At 68.0% G+C, this 9,284-nt stretch carries 10 protein-coding genes; 2 read left to right on the plus strand and 8 right to left on the minus strand.

Annotated elements, in window-relative coordinates:
• Window positions 1–317 precede the first annotated feature (317 nt).
• Together AB0M65_RS38400 and AB0M65_RS38405 are read right to left on the minus strand one after the other, a co-directional pair.
• A complete protein-coding gene (locus tag AB0M65_RS38400; protein ID WP_364039687.1) occupies window positions 318–1,115 on the minus strand; it encodes an ABC transporter permease in 798 nt (265 codons plus the stop codon).
• Window positions 1,112–2,089: an ATP-binding cassette domain-containing protein gene (locus AB0M65_RS38405; protein ID WP_364039690.1), complete on the minus strand. Its 978-nt coding sequence runs from the start codon at window positions 2,087–2,089 to the stop codon at window positions 1,112–1,114. Before AB0M65_RS38405 ends, AB0M65_RS38400 begins: the two co-directional genes overlap by 4 nt.
• 135 nt (window positions 2,090–2,224) lie before the next feature.
• On the opposite strand from AB0M65_RS38405, the gene AB0M65_RS38410 reads away from it, so the two are divergent.
• Window positions 2,225–3,232 (plus strand): endonuclease/exonuclease/phosphatase family protein, encoded by a 1,008-nt coding sequence (locus tag AB0M65_RS38410; protein WP_364039693.1) that lies wholly within the window; start codon window positions 2,225–2,227, stop codon window positions 3,230–3,232.
• A gap of 70 nt (window positions 3,233–3,302) precedes the next feature.
• Here AB0M65_RS38410 and AB0M65_RS38415 read toward each other — a convergent pair whose 3' ends face one another.
• The 4 genes from AB0M65_RS38415 to AB0M65_RS38430 are packed head-to-tail and all read right to left on the minus strand — an operon-like array spanning window position 3,303 to window position 6,242.
• Entirely contained in the window at window positions 3,303–4,127 is an 825-nt protein-coding gene (locus AB0M65_RS38415; RefSeq protein WP_364039696.1) for a Sir2 family NAD-dependent protein deacetylase, read from the minus strand.
• Window positions 4,120–4,428, minus strand: a complete 309-nt coding sequence (locus AB0M65_RS38420; RefSeq protein WP_364039699.1) for an antibiotic biosynthesis monooxygenase — start codon at window positions 4,426–4,428, stop codon at window positions 4,120–4,122. Before AB0M65_RS38420 ends, AB0M65_RS38415 begins: the two co-directional genes overlap by 8 nt.
• A 24-nt stretch (window positions 4,429–4,452) precedes the next feature.
• Window positions 4,453–4,752: a hypothetical protein gene (locus tag AB0M65_RS38425; RefSeq protein ID WP_364039702.1), complete on the minus strand. Its 300-nt coding sequence runs from the start codon at window positions 4,750–4,752 to the stop codon at window positions 4,453–4,455.
• Between the two features lie 47 nt (window positions 4,753–4,799).
• On the minus strand, window positions 4,800–6,242 hold the full coding sequence (locus tag AB0M65_RS38430; RefSeq protein ID WP_364039705.1) for a M1 family metallopeptidase: 1,443 nt from the start codon (window positions 6,240–6,242) through the stop codon (window positions 4,800–4,802).
• Between AB0M65_RS38430 and AB0M65_RS38435 the strand changes: the two genes are divergently transcribed.
• Complete coding sequence (locus tag AB0M65_RS38435) at window positions 6,241–7,023, plus strand: alpha/beta hydrolase (RefSeq protein WP_364039708.1); 783 nt, start codon at window positions 6,241–6,243, stop codon at window positions 7,021–7,023. The genes AB0M65_RS38430 and AB0M65_RS38435 overlap by 2 nt on opposite strands.
• A 204-nt stretch (window positions 7,024–7,227) precedes the next feature.
• On the opposite strand, the gene AB0M65_RS38440 is transcribed toward AB0M65_RS38435, so the two are convergent.
• Together AB0M65_RS38440 and AB0M65_RS38445 are read right to left on the minus strand one after the other, a co-directional pair.
• Window positions 7,228–8,190, minus strand: coding sequence for an N-acetylmuramoyl-L-alanine amidase (locus AB0M65_RS38440; protein WP_364039711.1), 963 nt, complete (start codon window positions 8,188–8,190; stop codon window positions 7,228–7,230).
• An 88-nt stretch (window positions 8,191–8,278) separates the two neighbouring features.
• Entirely contained in the window at window positions 8,279–9,154 is an 876-nt protein-coding gene (locus AB0M65_RS38445; protein ID WP_364039714.1) for an A/G-specific adenine glycosylase, read from the minus strand.
• Window positions 9,155–9,284: the final 130 nt, after the last annotated feature.

The raw sequence follows: 9,284 nt of genomic DNA on the forward strand, positions 1-9,284 counted from the left end.
GCCGGTGCCGTGGGCCTCCACCAGGTCCACCTGGCTCGCCGTGAGCGCCGCGTCGGCCAGGGGCCTTCGTGTACTGGGGAAGGTGTGAAGGTCGAGTTTCTTCGGCTGAGCCGAGGGAAGGGGGCCTTCACGCGCCGTCGTGGTGTCTGGTGGTGCTGCTGGGGCTACGGGGGCTCGTGATGGCCTTCCGCGACGCGTGAGTGGCCTGCCAAGTACATGAAGGCCCCCTTCCTGTACCTAGGCGCAAGGAAGGGGGCCTTCATGTACTTCAGGCGAGCACGGGCGCCAGTACCTTCGCGCGTTCCCCCTGACCCCCGTCAGACGCGCTTCCGGTAAGCCCAGGTGGCGAGCGGGAAGAAGACCGCGATCGCGGCCGCCATCCAGATCAGCGCACCGGTCAGCGGCCCGGCGACCGCCCCGCCGTTCATCAGCCCGCGCAGCACGTCGGACATCTGCGTCACCGGGCTGATGTCGGCCCAAGCCTTCAGCCAGCCAGGCATGGTGCCGGTCGGGACGAAGACGTTGCTGCCGAAGGTCAGCGGCATCAGGACCACGAACATCAGGCCCTGCACCGCACCTGGGCTCTTCACCAGCATCCCGACGAACACCGAGGCCCAGCAGAACGACAGCGCGAACGCGATCGCCAGCACGACGGCCAGCGCGAATTCCGCCGGACCGGTCTGGATCCGGTAACCCATGATCGTCGCGACGATCATCAGCACGGTGATGCACACCAGGTACCGCACGATGTCGGCCAGCACCGCGCCGATCAGTGGCGCGGACCGGGAGATCGGCATCGCCCGGAACCGGTCGAACACGCCTTTCGTGACGTCGGTGTTGAGCGAGACGCCGACGGTCATGCTGGCCTGCAAGATGTTGAACACCATGATGCCGGGCACGATCATCTGGAGATAGCCGTCGGTGCTGCCCATGATCGCGCCACCGAAGAGGTAGACGAACATGACCAGGAAGATGATCGGCGCGATGGTGACGTCGGCCAGCTGTTCCGGGTTCTTGCGGATCTTCAGGATGCCGCGCCAGGCAAGGGAAAGCCCGTGCTGGACGCCGCTGGACAGTGAAACGCGCCGTGGCGCGGGTGCCGCGATGGTGGTCATACCAGGCTCCCTTCCGGGGTAGCGTCCTTTGTGGACTCGGTGGGCTGCTTGCCGGTCAGCGCGAGGAATACCTCGTCGAGGCTGGGCAGCCGCAGCGCCAGCTCGTCCGCGGTGATCCCGGCGTCGTCCAGCTTGCGGACCAAGGTGGAGAGCAGGACAGGGTCGGATACGGGCGCGGTCAGCAGCCCGGTGTCGTTGTCCCGCTTCGGCTGGACCCCGGTGAGCCCGGCCAGGATGCGTTCGACGGCGTCGAGGTCGGCGAGCGCGGTCGGCCGGACCTGCAGCGTCTGGCCGCCGGTCCGCCGCTTGAGCTCGTCGGCGCGCCCGTTCGCCACGACGAGGCCCTTGTCGAACACCGTGATCGTGTCGGCGAGCTGATCGGCTTCTTCCAGGTACTGGGTGGTGAGCAGCACCGTCGTCCCGTCCCCGACCAGCCTCCGGATCACGGCCCAGACCTCGTTGCGTGCGTGCGGGTCGAGCCCGGTGGTCGGCTCGTCCAGGTAGAGCACCTTGGGACGGCCGACCAGGCTCGCGGCGAGGTCGAGCCGCCGCCGCATCCCGCCCGAGTAGGTCTTGATCGAGCGCCCGGCGGCGTCGGTCAGCTCGAACCGCTCCAGCAGATCGGCGGCCCGCTTCTTCGCGTCCGCCCTGGAGAACTCCAGCAGCCTGCCGATCAGGACGAGGTTCTCCGTACCGGAGAGGTCCTCGTCCACCGACGCGTACTGCCCGGTCAGCCCGATCATGCTGCGGACCGCCATCGGGTTCTTGACGACGTCGTAACCGAATACGCTCGCGTGGCCGCGGTCCGGCCGGATCAAGGTGGCCAGGATCCGGACGGCGGTGGTCTTGCCCGCGCCGTTCGGCCCCAGCACCCCGACCACCTTGCCCGACGGCACCTCCAGGTCGACCCCGTCGAGCGCCTTCGTCTCCCCATAGTGTTTGACCAGGCCCTCGGCCCTGATCGCGTACGACATGTTTCCTCCTGTGGATCTCGCCCCACGGACAAAGATGCACTCGCCGCCTGTCAGACCGCGCACAGCGCGCTGGCAGAACCGGCCGGACGCTGATAAGCGCTGGTAGGCGCGGTGTGAGGAGCTTGTGAAGGTGTTGTGGAGACCGCCGTCAGTGTGCCCGTGATCGGCATACTCGACGGCATGGTGATCGAAGAACGGGTGGCCCCGCGTACCAGGAACAAGCTGGTCAGCGGGCTGCTGATCGGCGCGGTGGTGCCGTTCGCGGTGCTGACGGTGATGCGGCTGGTGGGGTACGACGGCAACGCCTACACGATCGCGGCACTCGCGCTGACGCCGTACGCCGGCATCGCGACATTGGTGCTGGCCGGGCTCGCGATGGGGCTGCGCCGCTGGTGGACCGGTGCTGTCGCGCTGGTGCTGACGTTCACGATCGCCGCGCTGGTGCTGCCCCGCACGTTCGAGAACGAGCAGAAGGCGCTCGGCGGGAAGCACGTCCGCGTACTGGCGTCGAATATGCTCGGCGGCCAGGCGGACCCGGCGATGCTCGTCGGATACGTGAAGGAACACCAAGTCGACGTCCTGAGCCTGACGGAGATGACGCCCGAGGCGGTCACCGGGCTGGAGCGCGCCGGGTTGTTCCAGGTGCTGCCGTTCCAAGTACTGCATCCGGCGGAGTGGGCGTCGGGCTCCGGGCTGGTGTCGAAGTACCCGCTCACGCCGCTGAAGCTGAGCGGGAAATCGGACCGTAAACAGCCGAGCGCGAGCGTGGACCTCGGCGACGGCGTGCGGATCGAGGTCGTCGCGGTCCATCCGGCGGCGCCGATGTGGGACAGGCACGCCTGGGTCGACGAGGCCAAGGACCTGCCCTACGCCGACGCCGAGCACGACATCCGGATCCTGGCGGGCGACTTCAACGCCACCTTCGATCACTCACTCTTCCGTGAACTGCTGACCAGGGGATACGTCGACGCGGCCGATCAGCTGGGCCGTGCGTTCGACGGCACCTGGACGAACGGGGTGGTGCCGCCGGTGCCGATCGACCACGTGCTGGCGGACAAACGGGCGGCCATCGCGGACTTCAAGGTGCTGGAGACCCCGGGCAGCGATCACGACGCCGTCTACGCCGAAATCGTGCTGCCTTAAGTGCGAGTTACGTGCTCAAGCACGCGAGTTACGTGTTCAAGCACGCGAGTTACGTCCTTGAGCACGCGAGTTACGTGCTTGAGCACGCGAGCAGGGCGTCCAGTGCCTTGAGGGTGTCGAGGCCGTTGCTTGCGAGAGAGACGCCGCGGTCGTGCCGGATCCGCGGTTCGCGGGGGTTGATCCGGATCAACGCGCCGGTCGCGGCGCTGGCCAGCTCCGAGTAACGCCGCACCGTCGGCACGGCCTGCCCGGCGCCGAGTTCCACCACCACGAGGTCGCGATGCGCGCGCCGCCACGCGGTCAGCTCGTCGAGCTGGGCCTGGCTGCGTCGCTCCAGCCAGTCGTAGTCACCGAACATCAGGATGTTGGGCCGCGCGAGACCGCCGCAGCGCGGGCACGACGGCAGCGGTTCGATGGCACGCATCGTGTCCTCGTCGATCGGGACGTCGACGTCGTCCGCCCGCCAGATCTCGCCGGAGCATCTGGTCAGGCATTGCAGGTGGTGGATGGACCCGTGCGCCTCGGCGACGTGCGGGTACCCCGCCTTCTGGAACTGTCCGTCCACATTGGACGTGAACGCGCGGATGCCGCCGGGTTTGCCCGCGCCCCAGGACCGCAGGAGCCGGAAGCCCTCATGCGGCACGGTGGCGCGGTACAGCGCGAGCCGGTGCCCGTAGAAACCCCAGGCCAGCTGGGGATCTTCGGCGAAATGCCGAGGGTCGGCAAGTTCGACGAAGCTGATGCCCAGCCGCTCGTACGGCGGATAGGCCGTCCAGAAACCCTCATCGCCCCGGAAATCGGGCAGGCCGGAGTCGACGCCCATTCCGGCGCCGGCGCAGACGAGCAGCGCGCCGGCGCCGTCGATCAGTTCCGCGGCTTTTTCGAGTTCACTCACCCGGCTTCGAAGCCTGGACGACCTCGAATTCCAGCAGGTTCGCGCCGGACGAGACCGGCTTCGCGCGCTCGCCCGCGTGCGCCTCGCGTGCCGGACCGGCCGCCCACGCCTGGTAGGCCTCTTCGGACTCCCACTTCGTGTAGACGAAGTAGCGCGTCTCGCCGGAGACCGGCCGGAGCAATTCGAAGCCGAGGAAACCGGGCTGGTTGTCGACGGCGTGCAGCCGCGCCGCGAACCGCTTCTCCAGTTCGGGGCCTGCGCCTTCGGGAACCTCGATCGCGTTGATCTTCACCACTGCCATGCCGCCAGCCTACGGTGAAACTGTTTAGCACCACCAGGGCGAGACACTCGTCGACAAGGAGCTTTCGCCGTCGGCTCGCGGCGGTCGTTCGACCTGGTCATCGGTGCCGACGGCCTGCACTCGGGCGTCCGGGCGCTGGCCTTCGGCGACGAGTCGCGCTTCACGAGCCTGGCGTTCGTCGGCGCGTACGTCCTCGCCGGGGAACTCGCCACCGACTTCGACACCGGACTGAAGCGGTACGAGACCGTCATGCACGAGTTCGTCGAGAAGACGCAGGACGTGGTGAGCGGCATCGACCTGCCGGACTACGCGACCCGGCCTCACCGCAAGTAGAGGACTAAACGCGGCAGTGGCAGTGGCAGGAGCCGAGGTCAGCCCCGCAGGGTGCCGGGCAGCAGCTCGGCGTCCGGAGGGATCACCGTGCCGTGGAACCACGCGTCGAAGAACGGCCGCAGGTCCTGTTCCGAAAGCTTGATCGTGAACGCCTCGAAGTCCGCCCAAGACGCGTTCGCGTTCCGATAAGCCGCCGGCCACTCCTTCATCAGCCGGGCGAACGCGCCTTCGCCGATCTTCCGCCGCAGTGCGTGGATCGCGAGGATCCCCTTGTCGTAGACGCCGTGGAATTCCTGCCCGGCACCCATGTCGACCAGCTTCGGCGTCCAGAAATCGGCGCTGCCCCGCATGATCTCCAGCGCGGCGCGAAAGCGGTCGTCGAGGTTCTCGTTGTCTCGCGATTCCTGCCACATCCACTGCGCGTACGACGCGAGGCATTCATTGAGGCAGACGTCGGACCACGAATTCAGCGTCACCGAATCGCCAAACCACTGGTGTGCGGTTTCGTGCACGACGGTGATCAGGTCGGCCCATTTCGCGTAGGTGGGCCTGGTCTGGGTCTCCAGCGAGAAGTGGATTTCCTCGTTCAGGTAGATCCCACCCGCCGCGTCCACCGGGTACGGCCCGAATTTCGACGTCAGGAAGCCGATGATCTCCGGCAGCCGCCTGCCGGTGTCGCGCCGGTCCTCCGCACCCGGCGCGTACGCGTTGACCAGCGGGGTCCCGTCCGGCAGCGACATCCGGTCGACGGTGAACTTGTCGATCGCCACCGTCGTCAGGTAGGCGGCCACCGGGGTGCGTTCCTGCCAGGCCGTGGTGGTCCAGCCGTTCGCCGACGTCTGCTGGATCTCACGTCCGTTCGAAATGACGGTCCAGCCGTCCGGCACCCGCGCGGTCAGGTTGAACATCGCCTTGTCGCGCGGGGTTTCGTTGACCGGATACCAGAACGACGCCGAATGCGGCTCGCCGACGATGAACGCGCCGCCGTCCTTCGACTTCTGCCAGCCGTTCTCGCTGCCACCCGCGCGTGGCGTCGCCGACGGGTCGCCGCCGTAGACCACCTTCGTGTGAAAAGTGCTTCCGTTCCGGATCGGGTCGGCGGGCGTCACCACCAGCTCGAACGAGCCTTCGCGGGTGAACTTCACCGGTTTTCCTTCCACTTCAACGGATCGTACTTCCAAGCCGCGTAAGTCCAAGTTGTACCGATTGAGGTCCTGTGTGGCTTTCGCGATGATCGTCGTGTCGCCGTCGAGACGCCCTTTCGCGGGGTCATAAGTGATCCCGACCTGGTACTCGACGGCGTCGTAGCCACCGTTTCCGTCCATCGGGTAATACGGGTCACCCGCGCCGGACGCACCCGGCGCCGGGTGCATCGGCGGCGGAGGAGGGGGCGCGGCCGGAGGATCATCGACACTGCAACCGATAATCAGGGCGCCGACGACTCCCAGGACCAGACCGGCGACGGGGACACGGCTGCGCATGGAGGGGAGCTTAGTGGTGATTCACCGCGACGGGTTGATCACTTTCGGCGGCGATGGGCCGCCGATCGTCCTCCTGCACGGGTTGATGGGCAGGGCGACGACGTGGTGGCGGGTCGCCGGAAGGCTCGAACCGTACGGACGTGTCCACGGCTTCGACGCACGCGGCCACGGGCGTGGACCACGCGGAGGGCCTTGGCGCACCGAACGATTCGCCGACGACGTCGCCGCGCTGCTGCGGACGTTCGACGAGCCCGCGGTCCTGATCGGACATTCCATGGGCGGCCTGCACGCCTGGGTCACCGCGGCGCTCCACCCGGACCTCGTGCGTGCCGTGGTGTGCGAGGACTTCGCGCCGGACCAGCGCGGGCGGACCGTGGACGACTGGCGCGGCTACTTCGAATCGTGGCCGGTCCCGTTCCGTTCGCTGGCACACGTCCGCGCGTTCTTCGGCGACACTGGCGACTACTTCGTCGAATGCGTCGAAGAACGCGAGGACGGCTACCACCTGATCGCCTCGCTCGCGGATCTGTACGACATCGCGGCGGAATGGGGACGCCGCGATTTCTGGGAGTACGTCGAACGAGTGAAATGCCCGCTACTGGCGATCGAGGGCGAGCGGACGGCGATGCCGCACGGGCAGCAGGCGGAACTCGCGGCCCGCGTACCCGGCGGCCTCGGACGGCACATCGTCGTCGAGGGCGCCGGACACGTCGTGCATGACGAAGCACCCGAGACCTACCTCGGTGCCGTCGAAGCGTTTCTCTCCGACGTCATCGGGTAGGTCCCGGAGCCGCACGCTCAGCCCTTGGCCAGCTGGGCGTCGATCCATGCGCGCAGCCGCGCCTCACCCGGGTAGCCGACGTTCCGCGAGGACGGCGGCTCGGCGCCGTCGCGGGAGGAGCGCTCGTCGGCGGGCTGCTGCTGCGGCTGGGAACGTCTCTGCTTCCGTGGTGCGCGGCCGTCGTGGTGCTCCTGCCGCTGCTGTTCAGCCGGCGAGCTGTGCCTTCAACGCCCGCGGGTCGGAGCCGGGTCCCACGATGAGCGGCCAGACGTCGGAGCCGAGGAACCCGGTCTCGTCGGTCTCCGCGGTCGCGCCGCAGGCGTCGCGTACCAGCCCGTTCTTCGCGGCCACCGCCGCGACGGCGTCCTTCGTGGACTGACCGAACACGCCGTCGATCGGGACGGCGAATCCTCGTGCCCGCAGGAGTTCCTGCGCCGTCCGCACTCGCGGTCCGGTGTCACCGGGTTTGAGCAGCGGCCATTCGGGCAGGTCCGCCTTCGGTGACGCCGAGCCGAGCAGCCTCCCGACCGCGGTGCGCAACTCCGGAAGCCGGTTGTACAGCACGGTTCCCGGGCATTCCGTCGAGTTGAAGTCCCGGTGTCCCTTGATGAACGCGGGTGCGATCCCGTACTGCGACGCGATGTACGCGACCATCTTCACCAGCGAGTCCCACAGCGCCGGCGTGACGTCTTCCTTGCTGTAGAGGCCCTCGTTCTCGATCCCGATGCAGGTGCTGTTGTTGTTGCCGACATTCGCGCCAAGCACGTGCTGGGTTCCGCCGCGCAGGATCTCCAGGCTGCGGTGGCGCCCTTCGGTGAGGTACCCGCCGCGGCTGTTCGTGAACTGCTGGCCGCTGTCCACCCAGCCACGTGTGTCCATGTGGAAGTTCTGGATCGACCGGGACGCCCAGAACGCGTGCTCCAGCGTGTAGTCGGTGACGTTGCCCGGATCGACCGTATGGTGCACGACGATGTACGTCGGCTTGTGGTTCTCCACCACGATCGAGCCGTTCGGCGGCCGCGCGTTCCACGCGGCCGTGCCGTAGATCTGCGGTTCTTGTACCCCGGGCGCCGCTGCCGCGGCGGAAACCGTATGTGTCCCCAGTAGCCCGACGGCACTCGCCGTCAGGCCGCCCTTGAGCGCGGTACGTCGGTCGAAGTCGGCCACGGGCGTAGCTCCCATCATGCGCTTTGGCCGGAAAGCTAACCCGCCATCGTGCCGAAGACAACCATTGACCAACTTTTGTTGTAATGCGTCAGTGTTCGCCAGGGAGTGCGAACAGGCCGTCCCCGGTCTGTTCGAGCAGGCCGTCGACCAGCAGGGAGTCGAGGCAGCGGTCGCGCTGCCCGGATTCGTGCCAGACGAGATCGAGCCGCGCTTTTTCGACCGGGCCTTCGGTGCCGCGCAGGACGTCGAGCAGCAGCCCGCGCACCTGACGGTCGGTCCCGGCGAACTTCTGGACCTGCTTCGCGGGCCCGGCGTAGGCCGGTTTGCCCGCGTGCTGCCAGGCGCAGTCGTCATAAATCGGGCAATCCGCGCAGCGCGGCGACCGGGCCGTGCAGACGAGTGCGCCGAGTTCCATCAACGCCGCGGAGAGCTTCGCGGCCGGTGCGTCTTCGAGTGGCAGCAGGACCTCGACGTCGGCCATGTCGCGCGTGTTCGACGGCGGCCCGGCGTCACCCGCGCCGTGCACCGCCCTCGCCACCACACGCCGGACGTTCGTGTCCACCACCGGCGCCCGCTTGCCGTAGGCGAAGGCCGCGACCGCGCGGGCGGTGTACGCGCCGATGCCAGGCAGCGCGAGCAGAGTGTCCACATCGGACGGTACGACGTCGCCGTGCTTCTCCGCGATGACCGCCGCCGCGGCGTGCAGCCGCAACGCGCGCCTCGGGTAGCCGAGCTTGCCCCAGGCACGCACGACCTCACCCTGCGAAGACGCCGCCAGCGCCGACGGCACCGGCCAGCGCGTCATCCATTCGAGCCAGATCGGCTGGACGCGTGCGACCGGCGTCTGCTGCAACATGATCTCGCTGACCAGCACACCCCAGGCGGTGCATTCCGGCTCACGCCAAGGCAGGTCGCGTCCCACTTCGCCGAACCACTCGATCAGCACATCCGCGTCGACGCCCACCCGGCCAGCTTAAGAGGCGGCTCGTCCAAGTACCTGAAGGCCCCCTTCCTTGCGCCTGGCGAAGGGGTATTCGCGCGTGGAGCTGGACCGGTCGTCGGAGCCGACGGTGCTCTGAGCGTCCATAATGGAC

This window comes from Amycolatopsis sp. NPDC051071 (genome assembly GCF_040682875.1).
Taxonomy (GTDB): Bacteria; Actinomycetota; Actinomycetes; order Mycobacteriales; family Pseudonocardiaceae; genus Amycolatopsis.

Bases quoted from the DNA above. Each gene is read 5' to 3' on its own strand.
- AB0M65_RS38400 (WP_364039687.1), bottom strand. From the start codon at position 1,115: ATGACCACCATCGCGGCACCCGCGCCACGGCGCGTTTCACTGTCCAGC.
- AB0M65_RS38405 (WP_364039690.1), bottom strand. From the start codon at position 2,089: ATGTCGTACGCGATCAGGGCCGAGGGCCTGGTCAAACACTATGGGGAG.
- AB0M65_RS38420 (WP_364039699.1), bottom strand. From the start codon at position 4,428: ATGGCAGTGGTGAAGATCAACGCGATCGAGGTTCCCGAAGGCGCAGGC.
- AB0M65_RS38435 (WP_364039708.1), top strand. From the start codon at position 6,241: ATGGAGGGGAGCTTAGTGGTGATTCACCGCGACGGGTTGATCACTTTC.
- AB0M65_RS38430 (WP_364039705.1), bottom strand. From the start codon at position 6,242: ATGCGCAGCCGTGTCCCCGTCGCCGGTCTGGTCCTGGGAGTCGTCGGC.